General features: G+C 70.6%; 12 protein-coding genes. 7 read left to right on the top strand and 5 right to left on the bottom strand.

Going from position 1 to position 16,642, the window contains the following annotated elements; genetic code table 11:
- Positions 1-69 precede the first annotated feature (69 nt).
- From U9R90_RS31545 to U9R90_RS31525, 5 genes are all read left to right on the top strand, one after another.
- Positions 70-1,803 (top strand): dolichyl-phosphate-mannose--protein mannosyltransferase, encoded by a 1,734-nt coding sequence (locus U9R90_RS31545; protein WP_411060386.1) that lies wholly within the window; start codon positions 70-72, stop codon positions 1,801-1,803.
- Between the two features lie 128 nt (positions 1,804-1,931).
- Positions 1,932-3,581, top strand: coding sequence for a penicillin-binding transpeptidase domain-containing protein (locus tag U9R90_RS31540; RefSeq protein ID WP_411060385.1), 1,650 nt, complete (start codon positions 1,932-1,934; stop codon positions 3,579-3,581).
- A gap of 107 nt (positions 3,582-3,688) precedes the next feature.
- A complete protein-coding gene (locus U9R90_RS31535) occupies positions 3,689-5,395 on the top strand; it encodes a penicillin-binding transpeptidase domain-containing protein (protein ID WP_411060384.1) in 1,707 nt (568 codons plus the stop codon).
- 305 nt (positions 5,396-5,700) lie between these two features.
- Positions 5,701-6,207: a YbaK/EbsC family protein gene (locus tag U9R90_RS31530; protein ID WP_411060382.1), complete on the top strand. Its 507-nt coding sequence runs from the start codon at positions 5,701-5,703 to the stop codon at positions 6,205-6,207.
- A complete protein-coding gene (locus U9R90_RS31525; RefSeq protein ID WP_411060380.1) occupies positions 6,204-7,055 on the top strand; it encodes an EamA family transporter in 852 nt (283 codons plus the stop codon). The genes U9R90_RS31530 and U9R90_RS31525 overlap by 4 nt, the downstream gene beginning before the upstream one ends.
- Positions 7,056-7,073: 18 nt before the next feature.
- Here U9R90_RS31525 and U9R90_RS31520 read toward each other — a convergent pair whose 3' ends face one another.
- The 3 genes from U9R90_RS31520 to U9R90_RS31510 are packed head-to-tail and all read right to left on the bottom strand — an operon-like array spanning position 7,074 to position 9,677.
- The gene (locus U9R90_RS31520; RefSeq protein ID WP_411060378.1) at positions 7,074-7,829 is read right to left on the bottom strand and encodes an energy-coupling factor ABC transporter ATP-binding protein; all 756 of its coding nucleotides are present in this window, start codon (positions 7,827-7,829) and stop codon (positions 7,074-7,076) included.
- Positions 7,826-8,587, bottom strand: coding sequence for a cobalt ECF transporter T component CbiQ (gene cbiQ, locus U9R90_RS31515; protein WP_411060376.1), 762 nt, complete (start codon positions 8,585-8,587; stop codon positions 7,826-7,828). The genes U9R90_RS31520 and cbiQ overlap by 4 nt, the downstream gene beginning before the upstream one ends.
- A gap of 1 nt (position 8,588) precedes the next feature.
- Entirely contained in the window at positions 8,589-9,677 is a 1,089-nt protein-coding gene (locus tag U9R90_RS31510) for an energy-coupling factor ABC transporter permease (protein WP_411060375.1), read from the bottom strand.
- 271 nt (positions 9,678-9,948) lie between these two features.
- Between U9R90_RS31510 and U9R90_RS31505 the strand changes: the two genes are divergently transcribed.
- On the top strand, positions 9,949-10,305 hold the full coding sequence (locus U9R90_RS31505) for an SsgA family sporulation/cell division regulator (RefSeq protein ID WP_411060373.1): 357 nt from the start codon (positions 9,949-9,951) through the stop codon (positions 10,303-10,305).
- Between the two features lie 92 nt (positions 10,306-10,397).
- Here the strand turns inward: U9R90_RS31505 and U9R90_RS31500 are convergent, their stop codons facing one another.
- Positions 10,398-12,692 carry an MMPL family transporter gene (locus U9R90_RS31500; protein ID WP_411060372.1) on the bottom strand — a complete coding sequence of 765 codons (2,295 nt, stop codon included), beginning with the start codon at positions 12,690-12,692 and terminating at the stop codon, positions 10,398-10,400.
- 164 nt (positions 12,693-12,856) lie between these two features.
- Positions 12,857-13,450: a TetR/AcrR family transcriptional regulator gene (locus tag U9R90_RS31495; RefSeq protein ID WP_411060370.1), complete on the bottom strand. Its 594-nt coding sequence runs from the start codon at positions 13,448-13,450 to the stop codon at positions 12,857-12,859.
- A 172-nt stretch (positions 13,451-13,622) separates the two neighbouring features.
- Here U9R90_RS31495 and U9R90_RS31490 point away from each other — a divergent pair.
- Positions 13,623-16,642: PDZ domain-containing protein (locus tag U9R90_RS31490; RefSeq protein WP_411060368.1), on the top strand; the 3,020-nt coding region annotated here is incomplete at its 3' end.

The raw sequence follows: 16,642 nt of genomic DNA, 5'->3' as shown, positions 1-16,642 counted from the left end.
CGACTCCGTTCCAGCGCGCGAACTGCCGGGGTGCTGAGATCCCTCAGGCTCGTTCCCTACGATGGCGCGGTGACCAGTACCGCGTCTTCCACCGACGCCCGGCAGGGCAGCGCCCCCGAGAAGCAGCCGCAGCCTCCCACCTGGCAGCGGCGGCTGCGCCGATTCGGGTATGTCGCGCCGCCCAGAACGGACGTCAAGGACCGGCTGGTCCCGCCGTACGCCGAACCGAGCCGCCAGCTCTGGACGGCGCTCGGCGTGCCCTCGGACCTCACCGCCCCGCTGAACCGCGCCCTGGCCTGGGTGGGCCCGCTGCTGGTGGCGCTGTTCGCGGGCCTGCTGCGGTTCTGGCAGCTGGGCAAGCCGCACGCGGTGATATTCGACGAGACGTACTACGCCAAGGACGCCTGGGGCCTGATCAACCGCGGCTACGAGGTCAAGTGGCCGGACGACGTCAACGACAAGATCATCGCGGATCCGTCCTCGGTGCCGGTCCCCACCGACCCGTCCTATGTCGTACATCCACCGGTGGGCAAGTGGGTCATCGGACTCGGCGAATGGCTGCACGGATTCACGCCGTTCGGCTGGCGCTTCATGGTGGCCGTGCTCGGCACCCTGTCGGTGCTGATGCTGTGCCGGATCGGCCGCAGGCTCTTCCGCTCGACCTTCCTCGGCTGTCTCGCGGGCGCCCTGCTCGCGGTGGACGGCCTGCACTTCGTGATGAGCCGCACGGCGCTGCTCGACCTGCCGCTGATGTTCTTCGTCCTCGCGGCCTTCGGCTGCCTGGTGATCGACCGGGACAAGGCACGGGCGCGGCTCGCTGCCGCGCTGCCGACCGACTCCGACGGCGTCGTACGGCCCGACGACCACATCGCCCGCACCCTGCGCCTGGGCTGGCGGCCCTGGCGGATCGCCGCGGGTGTCTGCCTCGGCCTGGCCTTCGGCACCAAGTGGAACGGCCTGTACATCCTGGCCGCGTTCGGTCTGCTGACGGTGCTCTGGGACGTGGGGGCGCGGCGGGTCGCGGGGGCGCGCGAGCCGTACCCGACGGTGATCAGGCGGGACCTGGTACCTGCGTTCCTCTCCACGCTGCCGGTGGCACTGGTGACGTATCTCGCCTCCTGGAGCGGCTGGCTGTTCACCCGCGGCGGCTACTACCGGGACTGGGCGGCCACCCATGGCGCGAGCTCCGGCTGGGGCTGGGTGCCTGACTGGCTGCGCAGCCTGTGGCACTACGAGTACACGGTCTACCAGTTCCACATCTCCCTCACCTCGGGCCACCGCTACGAGTCCAGCCCCTGGAGCTGGCTCGTCATGGGCCGCCCGGTCTCGTACTTCTACAAGTCACCGGAACCGGGCAAGGACGGCTGCCCGGCCGACGCCGCCGACAAGTGCGCCAGCGAGGTCCTGGCGCTCGGCACGCCCATGCTGTGGTGGGCGGGGTGCTTCGCCATCCTCTACGTCCTGTGGCGCTGGCTCTTCCGGCGGGACTGGCGCGCGGGGGCGGTGCTGTGCGGGATCGCTGCCGGATATCTGCCCTGGCTGATGTACCAGGAGCGAACGATCTTCGTCTTCTACGCGGTCGTCTTCGTCCCGTTCCTCTGCCTCGCCCTGGCCATGATGATCGGCGCGATCCTGGGTCCACCGGGCTCTTCCGAACGCCGCCGGGTGATGGGCGCGGTCGGCGCCGGCGTCCTGGTCCTCCTCATCGTCTGGAACTTCATTTACTTCTGGCCGCTCTATACCGGAGAGGTAATCCCGGCCGATTCCTGGCGGGCTCGAATGTGGCTGGACACCTGGATCTGAACATCCCAGTCCGATAACCCTCGGCGACTTGCTCACTTCCGCCCCGTAAGGTTCGAACCTGCACTCCTGACCGTCGTTCAACATGTTCGGGAGTGCGTGACCTGGGGACCTGGGGAGGGGAGCGCATCATGCGCAACGGGGCGAAGCATGCCCTGATCGGCGGAGTATTCGCCGTGATGGTGGGGGGTGCCGGATACGGCGCGTGGAATCTGGTCGATGGTGTCTCGGGGGGCACCAGCAACACGTCCTCCTCGTCGGACAAACCGGCGGCGGACCGGACCGGACCGCCGAGCGCGGACGAGGTCCGGGACACGGCGAAGGAATTCCTGGCCGCGTGGGCCAAGGGCGATGCGTCGGCCGCGGCGGGCTATACGAACAACTCCGTCAAGGCCAGCGCCGCGCTCGCCGACTACGCGGACGAGGCACATGTCACCGAGGTGAAGCTGACGCCGGGTGAGGCGGTCGGCCGGAAGGTGCCGTTCTCGGTGTCGGCGACCGTGACGTACCAGGGCAAGTCCAAGCCGCTCTCGTACGAGTCCGAGCTGACGGTCGTCCGCGGCAAGACCACGAAGAAGCCGCTGGTGGACTGGGAGCCGTCGGTCGTCCATCCGGAGCTGGGGGACGGGGACTCGCTGCGTACGGGTGAGGCGTCCTCGCCCGAGATCAAGGCGGTGGACCACAAGAACCGCGAGCTGACGGCTGAGAAGTACCCCTCGCTCGCTGCCGTGCTGCCGCAGCTGCGCAAGCGGTACGGCGAGACGGCCAAGGGCACGCCGGGCGTGGAGCTGGTGATCGAGCGGGCGGGCGACAGCCTGCCGGACGAGACCCTGGTAACCCTCGCCAAGGGCAAGCCGGGCCTACTCAGGACGACACTCGACGCGGACGTGCAGGCTGCCGCGGAGACGGCCGTGAAGAAGTACGCGCAGTCGTCGGTCGTCGCCATCAAGCCGTCGACGGGTGAGATACGGGCCGTCGCCAACAATCGCGATGACGAGTGGAACGCCGCGTTCGAGGGGAAGATCGCGCCCGGCTCCACGATGAAGATCGTGACCGCGGCGATGCTCATCAACAACAACCTGGTGACCGCGAACGGCCCGGCCGAATGCACGCCGAAGGCCATCTGGTTCGGGACGAAGTTCGAGAACCTCAACGGCTTCTCGATCCCTGGCGGGGGAACGTTCAAGGAGAGCTTCGCGCGCTCCTGCAACACCGCCTTCATCAAGCCGGTCACGAAGTTCAAGAACAACCGCGACGAGACCGCGCTCGGCGCGACGGCCAAGCAGTACTTCGGCATCGGCCTGGACTGGCAGACCGGCGTCACGACCTGGGATGGCGGGGTACCGCGGTCATCCGGTTCCGAGACCGCCGCCTCGTACATCGGCCAGGGCAACCTGCAGATGAACCCGCTCAACATGGCATCCATCACCGCCACCGCGAAGGCGGGCGTCTTCAAGCAGCCGATCATCGTGCCGCTGAGCCTCGACGACCGGCAGCCCGCCAGGGCCACCCCGCTGCCCGCCGGTACGGCGCAGCAGCTGCGGGACATGATGCGGCTCACCGCGACCGCGCCGTACGGCACCGGCACCAAGGCCATGGCGGGGCTCGGCGGCGACAAGGGGGCCAAGACCGGCTCCGCCGAGGTCGACAACGCCACCGCCGACAGCTGGTTCACCGGCTTCCACGGTGACCTCGCGGCCGCCGCCGTCGCCCGGGCCGGCGGACACGGCAGCGACGCGGCGGGCCCGCTCGTCGCCAGTGTGCTGGGCGCGGGCGGCTGAGCCCACGCACCCTCTCTCCCCGCCCGGTCAGGGAACCGCGCGAGCCCCTATAGGGTCCTCACCGTGAGGACCCTGGGGGCTATCGCGGAGGAGCAGTGGGCAACAGCATGAGCACCGGACAAGGCAACGGACAGCAGCCGCGCAGGGCGACCAAGGTCGCGCTGATCGCCTCAGCCGCCGCCGTCGTCGTGGCCGGTGTCGGCATCGGCGCGTACGCCCTGGTCAGCGACGGCGACAAGGACGACACCGCCGCCGAGGAACAGGTCAGGACGGGCCCGCCGACCGCCGACGAGGTCCGCGAGACCACCGACGCGTTCCTCACCGCCTGGGCGAAGGGCGACACGGCCGGTGCCGCCGCGCACACCGACGACAGCGCCGCCGCCGAGGCCACCCTGACCGCGTACCGCGAACAGGCCCACATCACCAAGGTGAAGCTCACCGCGGGTGAACGGTCCGGCGCCAAGGTGCCGTTCGCGGTGGCGGCGACCGTCTCGTACGAGGGAAAGACCAAGCCGTACTCGTACGACTCCGAACTCACCGTGGTCCGCGGCCCGAAGGACGGCAAGACGCTGGTCGACTGGGCCCCGGCCGTCGTCCACCCGGACCTGCGCGAGGGCGACACCCTGCGCACCAGCGAGACCGGCACCCCGCCGATCAAGGCCCTGGACCGCGACGGCGACGAGCTGACCGGGAAGAAGTACCCCTCACTCGGCACGGTCCTGGACTCGCTGCGCGAGAAGTACGGCGAGAAGGCGGGCGGCACACCGGGCGTGGAACTCCAGGTCGTACGCGGCGACTCGGACGCCGAGAAGGCGACCGGGGACACCACGAAGGCCGACAACGTCAAGGCCGACGACGAGCTGCCCGACAAGACCCTCCTCGCCCTCACCAAGGGCACTCCCGGCACCTTGCGGACCACCATCAGCGCCACCTCGCAGGCCGCCGCCGAGAAGGAGGTCAGCAAGCGCAAGCGCGCCTCGGTGGTCGTCCTCAAGCCGAGCACCGGCGAGATCATGGCCGCCGCCAACTCCCGTCCCGGCGGCTTCAACGTGGCGTTCCAGGGCTCGTTGGCCCCCGGCTCCACCATGAAGATCGTCAGCGCCTCAATGCTTCTGGAGAAGGACCTCGCCGGGATCGACAAGAAGCACCCCTGCCCCAAGTACTCCTCGTACGGCGGCTGGAAGTTCCAGAACCTCGAGAAGTTCAAGATCGACGACGGTACGTTCCGGCAGAGCTTCGCGGCGTCCTGCAACACGGCCTTCATCAGCCAGGCCAAGGAGCTCTCGGACAACTCGCTGACCCAGCAGGCGCAGCAGGTCTTCGGGCTCGGCAAGAACGACTGGGCGATCGGCGTGCCGACCTTCGACGGCGCGGTGCCGGTGCAGAAGGACGCGCCGATGGCCGCGTCGCTGATCGGGCAGGGCGGGGTACGGATGAACCCGCTGAACGTCGCGTCGTTCCTGGCCACGGCGAAGACCGGCACGTTCCGGCAGCCGTACCTGGTTGCCCCGTCGGTCGACAACCGGAAGCTGGCCACGGCGCCGCGCAAGATGTCCGCGTCGGCCCACGACCAGCTGGTGCAGCTGCTGCGCACCACCGCGACGTCGGGCTCGGCGGCGCCGGCGATGGCCGGGCTCGGCTCCGACATCGGCGGCAAGACCGGCTCCGCGGAGGTCCAGGGCCAGAAGAAGCCGAACGGCTGGTTCACCGGCTGGTACGGCGATCTGGCGGCGGCGGCCGTGATCCAAGAGGGCGGCCGCGGTGGGGAGTCGGCGGGGCCCGTGGTACGCGAGGTCCTGCGCGCAGGCAGCTAACGCCACCGGCGCGGGGGGGGGGGGGGGGGGGGGGGGGGGGGGGGGGGGGGGGGGGGGGNGGGCGCAAGCCCCCACGCCCCCGCAGGCGCGTAACCGGCCGGAGGGGACGGGGCGGGGGGTGCGCGCGCAGCGCCGACGGTCCACACCGGGACCCCTATGCCACCACCGGATCAGACGTCGGCGTGAGCACGTACCCCCCGACGCGGCCCCGCCCCACAACAAACAGCGCGCAACCGGCCCACCCCAACGCACCGCACCGAAACCAGGTCGCTTGCCCCGTACAGCTACCGCTAGCGTGCGGGGCTATGAGCGACAGCAGCCGCACCCGACCAGGCCCCCACCCCCGCTTCGCCGAAGCCCTGCACGAGCTCGGCCTCAGCGAACTCATCGGCGAGGTACGCGGCTTCCCGGACGAGACCAGGACCGCCGCGCAGGCCGCCGAGGCGATCGGCTGCGAGCTCGCGCAGATCACCAAGTCGCTGATCTTCGCGGCGGACGGGGTGCCGATCCTGGTGCTGATGGACGGCGCCTCGCGGGTCGATCTGGACCTGGTCCGCAAGGAGTTGGGCGCCGAGAAGGTGACCCGCGCCAACGCCACCCTGGTCCGCGACACGACGGGGTACGCGATCGGCGGGGTCCCGCCCTTCGGGCACCGTACGAGGACCCGGGTGCTGGCCGACCGCGGTCTGCTCGACCACGCGACCGTCTGGGCGGCCGCGGGCACCCCGTACACCGTGTTCCCGATGGACCCCAAGACGCTGATCACCCACGCGGGCGGCACGCTGGTGGACGTGCGCGAGCGCCCCGCGTGACGCCACTCGTCGCGGCGGCCGTGGTGCTGGCCGCCGTCACCCACGCCAGCTGGAACGCGATAGCCCACCACCTGAAGGACCGCCTGCTCGCCTTCACCCTGCTCACCGGCGGCGGGGCACTGATCGGCGCGGTGATGGCCTGCTTCGTACCACTCCCGGCCGCGGAGGCCTGGCCGTACCTCCTCATATCCGCGGCCATCCACGTCGCCTACATCGTGCTGCTCATGCGCTCGTTCAACCTCGGCGAGTTCGGCCAGATGTACCCGATCGCCCGCGGCACGGCGCCGCTCGTGGTCACGGTCGCGGCCGCGGTCTTCGTCGGCGAGCGCATCGACGGCTGGCAGCTGGCGGGCGTGGCCGTCGCCTGCGCGGGCCTGGTCGGCCTCGCCCTGTGGGGCATACGCGGCTCGGGCAGACCTCCGCACTGGCCCGCGCTGACCGCCGCGCTCGCGACGGGCCTGGCGATCGCCGCGTACACGGTGGTGGACGGCGTCGGCGTACGCGCCTCCGGCAGCTCACTCGCCTATATCGCGTGGCTCATGGTCCTGGAGGGCCTGGCCATCCCCGCCTACGCCCTCTACCGCCACGGCCGCAGGCTCCCCACCCTCCTCCGCCCGTACGCCGCCCGCGGCCTCTTCGGAGCGGCCCTCTCGGTCGCGGCGTACGGCCTGGTCCTGTGGGCCCAGACCCGCGCGCCCCTGGCCCCGGTCGCGGCGCTACGCGAGTCGTCGATTATCGCTGGCGCGGCCATCGGCGCACTCTTCTTCAAGGAACGCTTCGGCGCACCCAGGATCGCCGCGGCGGCCCTGATGGTCCTGGGCATCGGCCTGATGCTGCACACCAGCTGACGGACGCGGCTTGGACCGTCAGGCCGCCGCCACCCGCGGGTCGAACCCGAACGGCAGCTCAAGCCGATGGGCCCGCATCAGATCCTCATCGCACAGGACGTCCGCCGTAGGCCCGTCCGCCGCGATCGCGCCTTCGCTGAGGACCAAAGACCGAGGGCAGAGTTCCAGGGCGTACGGCAGGTCGTGGGTGACCATCAGGACCGTGACGTCCAAGGAGCGCAGGATGTCGGCGAGTTCGCGGCGCGAGGCCGGGTCCAGGTTGGAGGACGGCTCGTCCAGGACCAGGATCTCCGGCTCCATGGCGAGTACGGTCGCGACCGCAACCCGGCGCCGCTGCCCGAAGGACAGGTGGTGCGGCGGCCGGTCGGCGAAGGACTCCATGCCGACCAGCGACAGCGCGTGCCGCACCCGGTCCTCGAGCTCGGGCCCGCGCAGCCCGGCCGCCGCGGGCCCGAAGGCCACGTCCTCGCGGACGGTCGGCATGAAGAGCTGGTCGTCCGGGTCCTGGAAGACGATCCCCACCCGGCGCCGGATCTCGGCGAGGTTCGCCTTGGCGACCGGAAGACCGGCGACCGTCACGGACCCGGCCCCGGCGGTCAGGATGCCGTTGAGGTGGAGTACGAGGGTGGTCTTGCCGGCGCCGTTGGGGCCGAGCAGGGCCACCCGCTCCCCCTTGCCGACGGTGAAGTCGACGCCGAAGAGGGCCTGGTGGCCGTCGGGGTAGGCGTAGGCGAGTCCGGCTACTTCCAGCGACGGGGCGTTGGTAGTGGTCATACGGTCCATCCCAGCAGGCAGATCATCAGGGCGGTCAGGGGGAGGGTCAGGGCGTACGACCACTGCTTGCGGGACGCGGTCACCTCGTCGATGACCGGCATCGAACCGGCGTAGCCACGGCTGATCATCGCGAGATGGACCCGCTCGCCACGCTCGTACGAGCGGATGAAGAGCGCTCCGGCCGTCTTGCCGAGTACACCCCAGTGCCGTACGCCCTTGGCCTGGAAGCCGCGCGACTCGCGGGCGATCTTCATCCGCCGCATCTCGTCGGCGATCACATCGCCGTAGCGGATCATGAAGGACGCGATCTGGACGAGCAGCGGTGGCAGTTTGAGGCGCTGGAGTCCGAGCAGCAGCTCGCGCAGTTCGGTGGTGGAGGCGAGGATCACCGACGCGGCGACGCCGAGTGTGCCCTTGGCCAGGACGTTCCAGGCGCCCCAGAGGCCGTTGGCGCTGAGCGAGAGGCCGAGTACGTCGACTCGCTCGCCCTGCGCGACGAACGGCATGAGGACGGCGAAGGCCACGAACGGGACCTCGATCAACATCCGGCGGAGGACGAAGAGGGGAGGGAGGTGAGCCGCGGCGGCCACCGACGCGAGCAGCACCGCGTAGAGCCCGAACGCCCACATGGCCTCGCGCGGGGTCGAGACGACCACCACCACGAAGCAGAGGACGGCGGCGAGCTTGCAGTGCGGCGGCAGGGCGTGCACCGCCGAGTGCCCGTGCCGGTAGAGCCGGTGGGCGTGTCCGGCGCCCATGTCAGGCGGATTCCGATACGTGGCTGTCGGCGCGGCCCTCGGACGCGGCGGCCGGTGTGTTCGTGCCGCGACGGCGGACGGCCCAGAAGACGCCGCTGCCGAGCGCGAGGGTCGCGCCGACGCCGACCGTGCCCGCGAGGCCGCCGGAGAGCCGCTCGTTGGCGAGGTCCTTGACCCCGTAGTCGGCGAGCCACCAGTCCGAGCCCGCGTGCTCCTCGGCCTGGGAGTCGAAGCCCTTGTCCTCGGCGACCTTCTCCAGGCCGTCGGGGCTGGCCGACGCGTAGAAGCTGACGAACCCGGCGAGGAGCAGCGAGGCCGCCAGGCCGACCACCCACACCTTGCGCGGGGAGCGCGAGGAGCGCGCGGCGACCGGCTCGGCGGCGGCCGCCGAAGCCGGCGCCGCGTCCACCAGTTCCCCGCCGATCCGCAGCTTGAGCGGCGCGGCAAGCCCCCGCGCCCCGTACACCAGGTCGGGGCGGACCGCGATGACCGCGCCGACGGTGAGCGCGGTGATCGCGGCCTCGCCGAGACCGATGAGCACATGTACGCCGACCATCGCGGTGAGCACCGTGCCCACCGGCACATCGGTGGTCCCGGCGACGGCGAAGAGCAGGGTGAAGGCGGCGGCCGACGCGGGCACCGAGACCAGCGCGGCCACGAAGGACGCGACGGTGACCGAGCGGCGGCCGCGCGGGAGGATCTTGACCAGGCCGCGGAAGAGCACATAGGCCACGACCACCGTGACGATGCCCATCACCGTGATGTTCACGCCGAGCGCGGTGAGGCCGCCGTCCGCGAACAGGACGCTCTGCATCAGCAGCACCACGGACATCACGAGCACACCCGTATAGGGCCCGACGAGTATCGCGGCCAGCGCTCCGCCGAGCAGATGCCCGCTGGTGCCCGCGGCGACCGGGAAGTTCAGCATCTGGACGGCGAAGATGAACGCGGCGACCAGGCCCGCGAGCGGTGCCGTGCGCTCGTCGAGTTCCCGGCGCGCCCCGCGCAGGCTGACGGCGACGGCGCCCGCGGCGACGACGGCGGTGGCCACGGACGCGGGCGCGTTGATGAATCCGTCGGGGACATGCATGGTCAGGCTCCGGCTTGCTTGGGATTCGACGTCGGGCTCGGGTTCGGCTTCGGGCTCGGGTTTCGCAGGGTGCGGTTCATGCGGGGGCAGGGCGGGGAGGGTTAACCACCCGGGCACCTTCGCGTGGAGGGTCGCGTGAAGGGTCAACCGTCTGATGATGGTGCCTATTGCAAACGATGTGCAAGAGCACCCAGGAGGGAAGTACCTCTCACCCCACGAAAAATATGGGACATTTATTTACGAAAGACGTGCGACTGTGAGGAGTCCGCCGATGTCTGCCGTCGTCGAGGAACACGCACGGGCCCACATCGTCTCCGACTCCCCCGACGAGCACCGAGCCGTGCCGGTCGACCTGCGCTACGACCCGGACGCCGACCCGCGCACGGTACGGGTCAGCTTCCCCGGCCCCGGCGCCCGTTGCGAGTGGGCCTTCACCCGCGAGCTCCTGGAGCGGGGGCTGCGCGCCCCGGCCCGGAGCGGGGACGTACGCATCTGGCCGTGCGGGCGGGTGCAGGCGGTGATGGAGTTCCACTCGCCGCAGGGGGTGGCGGTCATCGAGTTCGACTGCGTACCGCTGATGCGGTTCCTGCGCCGGACCTACGCGGCAGGGGCGAGCCTCAGCCGCTGAGAGCCTGTTTCGGAAGCAGGCTCTGAGCCCCCTGGAACGCCGAGAGCCGCGCCGCTCCCCGGCTGGGCAGCGGCGCGGCTCTCAGGTCGTACTCAGGCGTTGATCAGCTCCTTCTTGTCGTCGGGGTCCTGGCCCTGGTTCAGGCCCTGGCCCTGCCCAGGTCCGGAGAGCTGCTTCCGCAGCTGCTCGCCCTCGACGTCGACGTTCGGCAGGATGCGGTCCAGCCACTTCGGCAGCCACCAGGCCTTGTCGCCGAGCAGCGCGAGCACAGCCGGCACGATGGCCATCCGTACCACGAAGGCGTCGAAGAAGACCGCGATCGCCAGACCGAAGCCGATCATCGTCACCATCTGCTCGCTGGAGCCGATGAAGCCGGAGAAGACCGCGATCATGATCACCGCGGCCGCGGTGACCACCCGGGCGCCGTGCCGGAAGCCGGTGGAGATCGCCTGTCCGGGGCGCTCGCCATGGACGTACGCCTCGCGCATGCGGGTGACCAGGAAGACCTCGTAGTCCATCGCGAGGCCGAAGACCACACCCACCATGAAGATCGGCATCATGCTCATGATCGGGCCGGGCTGCTCCACGCCGAAGAGCGAGCCGAGCCAGCCCCACTGGAAGACCGCGACGACCGCGCCGAGCGCCGCCACGACCGAGAGCAGGAAGCCGAGCGCCGCCTTGAGCGGCACCAGGATCGACCGGAAGACCACCATCAGGAGGAGGAAGGCCAGGCCGACGACCAGCGCCAGGTACGGCATCAGGGCGTCGTTCATCCGCTGCGAGAAGTCGATGTTCATCGCGGTGGCGCCGGTGACCAGCACCTGGGCGCCGGTGTCCGCCTTGATGTCACCGGACAGGTCGCGGATGTCGTGGACCAGGTCCTCGGTCTCGGTGGAGCTGGGCTGGGACTTCGGGACGACGGTGATCATCCCGGCGTCGCCGGCCTCGTTCAGCGCCTCCGGCGGAATGACCGCGGCGACACCGTCCAGCTTTTCGATCTCATCGACGGCCTTGTCCACCGCGCCCTGGGCGTCTTCGACGCCCTTGACGTCGGTGGGCAGCACCAGCGGGCCGTTGAAGCCGGGTCCGAAGCCGTCCGAGAGCAGGTCGTACGCCTTGCGCTGGGTGGTCTTCGTGGACTGCGAGCCGTCGTCGGGCAGGCCCATCTCCAGCGAGGCGACCGGTACCGCGACGACACCGAGGCCGATGACGCCCGCGAGCAGCACCATGATCGGGCGGCGCAGCACCAGGCCCGCCCAGCGGGTGCCGGCGTTGGACTTGGCGGCCTCCTCGGCGGTCTCCTCGGCCGTCCGCGCCTCCGCATTCTTGCGCGCCTTGCGGCCGAAGACCCGCTTGCCCGCGAAGCCGAGCAGCGCGGGGATCAGGGTGAGCGCGATCAGGACGGCGATGGCGACGGTGGCCGCGGCGGCGAAGCCCATCTTGCTCAGCATCGGGATGTTGACGACCGCCAGGCCGCACAGCGCGATGACCACGGTGAGGCCGGCGAACACGACCGCGGAACCCGCGGTGCCCACGGCCCGCCCGGCCGCGTCCTCGCGGTCGTGCCCGGCGGTCAGTTCGGAGCGGTAGCGGGAGACGACGAAGAGCGCGTAGTCGATACCGACCGCGAGGCCGATCATCGACGCCAGGGTCGCGGTGGTGGTCCCCAGGTCGAGGACGTTCGCCAGGGCGGTGATCGACGAGACGCCGATGCCGACACCGATGACAGCGGTGAGGATCGGCATGCCCGCGGCCACCATCGAGCCGAAGGTGATCAGCAGGACCACCAGGGCGACGCCGATACCGATGATCTCGGCGGTGCCGGTCTCCGGCTCGGCCTGCAGCGCGTCACCGCCGATCTCCACCTGGAGCCCGGACTTCCGCGCGTCCTCGCCCACCTCCTTCAGGGCGTCGCGCGCGTCGTCCTTCAGCTCCATGGCGTTCGCCTTGTAGCTGACCTGGGTGTACGCGATGCCGCCGTCCTGGCTGACACCGCTGCCCTGGCTCTTGCCTCCCTTGCCGTCGTCCTGGCCCGCGCCCTCGTACGGGTCGGAGACCGCGGCGACCTGCTTCGAGCCGGACTCCAGCGCCTTGAGGGTCTTGTTGACCTCGGCCTTGTTCTCGGCGGAGGTGATCTTGTCGCCCTTCGGGGCCTTGAAGACCACGCGGGCGGTGGCTCCGTCGGCGCTGGAGCCGGGGAACCGCTCGTCGATCAGGTCGAAGGCCTTCTGTGCCTCCGTACCCGGAATGGAGAAGGAACTGTCGGTCGGGGTGGACGCACTGGCGGCGCCGAATCCGGCTAGGGCCAGCAGGGCCACCCATATGAGGGCGACATACCGACGTCGCCGGAAGGCGAGTCGGCCGAGTTTGTAGAGGAACGTAGCCACGTGGGCGTTCTCCCGGTCAGGTCGTAGCTGGTCAGGGCAGGAAGCATTGCCCGGGGAGATCCCCGGGCCCCCGGAGCCCGACGACGTGAGCGGTGCGTCAGTTGGAGCTGGGTGGGGCGGGTCTTGCGGGGTGGAGCCGGTGGAACAGAGTGGGGCTGTGCTGTTCAGACACCGAGGGCGGGGAGCACCACGGCATCGATGTACTCGGCGAGGAAGGCCGGGTCGACCTCTTGGTCCTCGACCAGCTGACGGGCCAGGAAGCCGCCCACCAGCATGTGGATGACAAACTTCAGCGCGGGGTGATCCGCGGCGACCTCGCCCCGGTCCACCGCACGCCGCAGCAGGGTGTTCAGTCCGGTGAGCTCCGGCTCGATCATCAGCTCCCGCATCGCCTGGTGGAGATCGGGGTTGCCGTGCGAGGCATGAGCCAGCGCCCGCATCAGGGCGGAGTTCTTCTCCATCTGGCAGCGGTCACTGCGCGCGACCATCTCGTGGAAGTCGCCGCGCAGGCTGCCGGTGTCGATCTCCGCCAAGCTCACCGGTTTGTCCTGGCGCAGGGCCCGGACGACCAGCTCCGCCTTGCTCCCCCACTGGCGGTAGAGGGTGGCCTTGCTGGAGTGCGTACGCGCTGTGACGGCGTCCATGGTGAGCGCCTCATAGCCCACTTCGCGCACCAGGTCGAGCACGGCCGAGTAGATCTCGGCCTCACGCTCGGGCGTGATCCGGCTGCGGCGCGACATCATGACCTCGATTGCCATCTCAACCCCCCGGATGCGAACGAAACGGTTTCGTACGCCATGACGGTATCGACCCCGTGTGCGAAACGAAACCGTTTCGCACGTGGCCTGCATCACTCCGCGGCCACCTCCCCTCCCTCTTCACCCTCCGGGCCGAGTTGCCGGGGCCCTTCAAGCGGAAAAGCATGGGTGAGTGAGCGATGCTACTGATGCCGGTTATCTCCGTTTTCCGCACCTGCACGGCGATCTGCTGTGCTTTGTCGCCGAGGACGACCTCTGGGTCGCCCCGCTGACCGCCGAGAGCGACACACCCCAGCGGGCCTGGCGGGTGACCGCCGACCGCACCCGCGCCGGCCACCCGCGCATCTCGCCGGACGGCCGGCAGATCGCGTACACGACCTGGCGCAGCCTCGACCCGGAGATCCATGTCGCGCCGGTGGCCGGCGGCCCGGCCCGGCGGCTGACCTACTGGGGCAGTAGCGACACCAAGGTCTGCGGCTGGACACCGGACGGCGACATCCTCGCGGTCGCCTCGCACGGCCAGCCCTTCTCGTACTTCACCTGGTCCTACTCCGTGCCCACCGACGGCTCACCGGGCGGCAAGCTGCCCTGGGGCCCGGTGGACGACATCGCGGTGGCCGACATCGACGGCGAGCGCCGCACCCTGCTGCTCACCGGCAAGCCGCCGCACGAGCCCGCGGCCTGGAAGCGGTACCGCGGCGGCGCCATGGGCCGGCTCTGGCTGCACGGCAAGCGGCTGCTCGCGGACCTGGGCGGCCATCTGGCCTGCCCGATGTTCGTCGGCGGCCGGGTCGCCTTCCTCTCCGACCACGAAGGCATCGGCAATCTGTACTCCTGCCTGCCCGACGGCGGCGATCTGCGGCGGCACACCGACCACGACGCGTTCTACGCACGGCACGCCGCGAGCGACGGCGAGCGCGTGGTGTACCAGTGCGCGGGCGACCTGTGGCTGGTCGACGACCTGTCCGCCGGTGCGACCCCACGTCGGCTCGACGTACGGCTCGGCGGTCCGCGGGCCGGGCGGCGCCGGTACCAGGTGCCGGCCACACAGCACGTCGACGGGCTCTCGGTGGACGAGACCGGCCGGGCCAGCGCGGTCGTCGTGCGCGGCAGCCTGTACTGGCTCACCCACCGCGACGGCCCGGCCCGCACCATCACGGACACACCGGGCGTACGGGTGCGGCTGCCGGAGATGCTCGGCTCGGGCGGCCAGGTCGCGTACGTCACCGACGCGGAGGGCGAGGACGCCGTCGAGATCGCCTATCTGCCCCGCGCCAGCGGGGACCGGGCGCCGCGTCGGCTCGCGACCGGTGAGCTCGGCCGCGTACTGGAGATGGTGTCCGACCCCGAGGGCGAGCGGATCGCGATCGCCTCGCACGACGGGCGGGTACTGCTGATCGACACCACCGAGGAGTCGGGCGGCGAGGTGACCGAGCTGATCCGGTCCATCAACGGGCCCGTCACCGATCTGGCGTTCTCGCCCGACGGGGCGTGGCTGACGTGGTCCCATCCGGGCATCGGGCGCTCACTGCGGCAGATCAAGATGGCGCGGATCTCCGGCCCTGCAGCCCGCACGATCGTCGACGTGACCAATGGCCGCTTCGAGGACGAGAACCCGGTCTTCACGAGTGACGGGCGCTATCTGGCCTTCCTGTCGTGGCGCGGCTTCGATCCGGTGTACGACGTGCACACCGGCGATCTGTCCTTCCCGCTGGGCTGTCGGCCCTATCTCGTACCGCTGTCGTCCGCCACGCCCTCGCCGTTCGCGTTGCTGCCGGACGGGCGGCCCGCAGCGGGCGGGCTCGACCCGGAGGAGGCGGGTGAGGAAGGAGGTGCCGGTGACTCCTCCAGCTCCGTCACCGGCACCGGCACCGTCATCGTCGAGACCGAAGGTCTTGAGAGCCGGGTGACCCCGTTCCCGGTCGCCGCCTCCAAGTACTCCGCGCTGCACCCGGTCAGCGGGGGCGGGCTGGTCTGGCTGCGGTGGCCGATCTCCGGTGCGCTGGGCGAGACCTTCGCCAACCCGGACGACACCTCGGGGCGCCCGACCCTGGAGTACTTCAACATCGCCAAGGCGAAGAAGACCGAACTCGTCGAGCACCTGGACTGGTTCGGGATCAGCGGTGACGCGACGCGCCTGGTCGTGGTGGACGAGGGCGAGTTGCGTGCCGTGCCGTCCACCGAGTCCGGCGACGGCGACTCGACCGTCTGGATCGATCTGCGGCGGATCCTGCACGAGGTCGACCCGGCCGCCGAGTGGCGGCAGTCCTTCGCTGAGGCGGGGCGGCTGACGCGGGCGTACTTCTGGGAACCGGACATGTGCGGCATCGACTGGAACGCCGTACTGGAGCAGTACCGGCCGCTGGTCGAACGGGTCGCGTCCCCTGACGAGTTCGCCGATCTGCTGCGGGAGGTGCTGGGCGAGCTGGGCACCTCGCACGCGTACGTCGCGGCCGCGCGCCGCAACGAGGGGCCGCCGCACTACCAGCGGGCCATGGGGCTGCTCGGCGCCAACCTGGTGTGCCGGGACGGAGCGTGGACGGTGCGCCGGATCCTGCCGGGCGACTCGTCCGACTCCAAGGCACGGTCGCCGCTGGCCGGGGCGGGGATTCGGCCGGGTGCCGTGCTCACGCATGTGGACGGGCGCCCGGTCGATCCGGTCACCGGGCCGTTTCCGCTGCTCGCGGGGTCGGGGGGCACGACGGTGGAGCTGACCTTCACTCCGGCTGAGGGGGAAGGGCGCTCCCGGCGGGTGGCCGTGGTTCCGCTCATCGACGAGCGGCCGTTGCGCTATCAGGACTGGGTGGCCAAACGGCGGGAGGTCGTACGGGAGTTGAGCGGAGGGAAGTGCGGGTATCTGCACATCCCCGACATGGGCGGCTCCGGGTGGGCGCAGTTCAACCGTGATGTGCGCCTGGAGATGTCGCGGCCCGCGCTCATCGTGGACGTACGGGGCAACGCGGGCGGGCACATCAGCGAGCTGGTCGTGGAGAAGCTCACCCGCACCATCCTGGGGTGGGATCTGACGCGTAACGCCCAGCCCGTGTCGTACGCCTCCAACGCGCCCCGTGGGCCTGTCGTCGCGCTCGCCGACGAGGCGACGTCGTCGGATGGCGACATGATCACCGCGGCGTTCAAGCTGCTGGGGCTCGGGCCTGTGGTGGGGCAGCGCACGTGGGGTGGGGTGGTTGA

Source organism: Streptomyces sp. E11-3, from assembly GCF_046540415.1.
Taxonomy (GTDB): domain Bacteria; phylum Actinomycetota; class Actinomycetes; order Streptomycetales; family Streptomycetaceae; genus Streptomyces.
This window is presented reverse-complemented; position numbering and strand designations above follow the sequence as displayed.

Excerpts from the sequence above, each read along its gene's own strand:
- U9R90_RS31510 (WP_411060375.1), bottom strand. The coding sequence starts at position 9,677 with ATGCATGTCCCCGACGGATTCATCAACGCGCCCGCGTCCGTGGCCACC.
- U9R90_RS31505 (WP_411060373.1), top strand. The coding sequence starts at position 9,949 with ATGTCTGCCGTCGTCGAGGAACACGCACGGGCCCACATCGTCTCCGAC.
- cbiQ (WP_411060376.1), bottom strand. The coding sequence starts at position 8,587 with ATGGGCGCCGGACACGCCCACCGGCTCTACCGGCACGGGCACTCGGCG.
- U9R90_RS31540 (WP_411060385.1), top strand. The coding sequence starts at position 1,932 with ATGCGCAACGGGGCGAAGCATGCCCTGATCGGCGGAGTATTCGCCGTG.
- U9R90_RS31530 (WP_411060382.1), top strand. The coding sequence starts at position 5,701 with ATGAGCGACAGCAGCCGCACCCGACCAGGCCCCCACCCCCGCTTCGCC.
- U9R90_RS31520 (WP_411060378.1), bottom strand. The coding sequence starts at position 7,829 with ATGACCACTACCAACGCCCCGTCGCTGGAAGTAGCCGGACTCGCCTAC.
- U9R90_RS31495 (WP_411060370.1), bottom strand. The coding sequence starts at position 13,450 with ATGGCAATCGAGGTCATGATGTCGCGCCGCAGCCGGATCACGCCCGAG.
- U9R90_RS31535 (WP_411060384.1), top strand. The coding sequence starts at position 3,689 with ATGAGCACCGGACAAGGCAACGGACAGCAGCCGCGCAGGGCGACCAAG.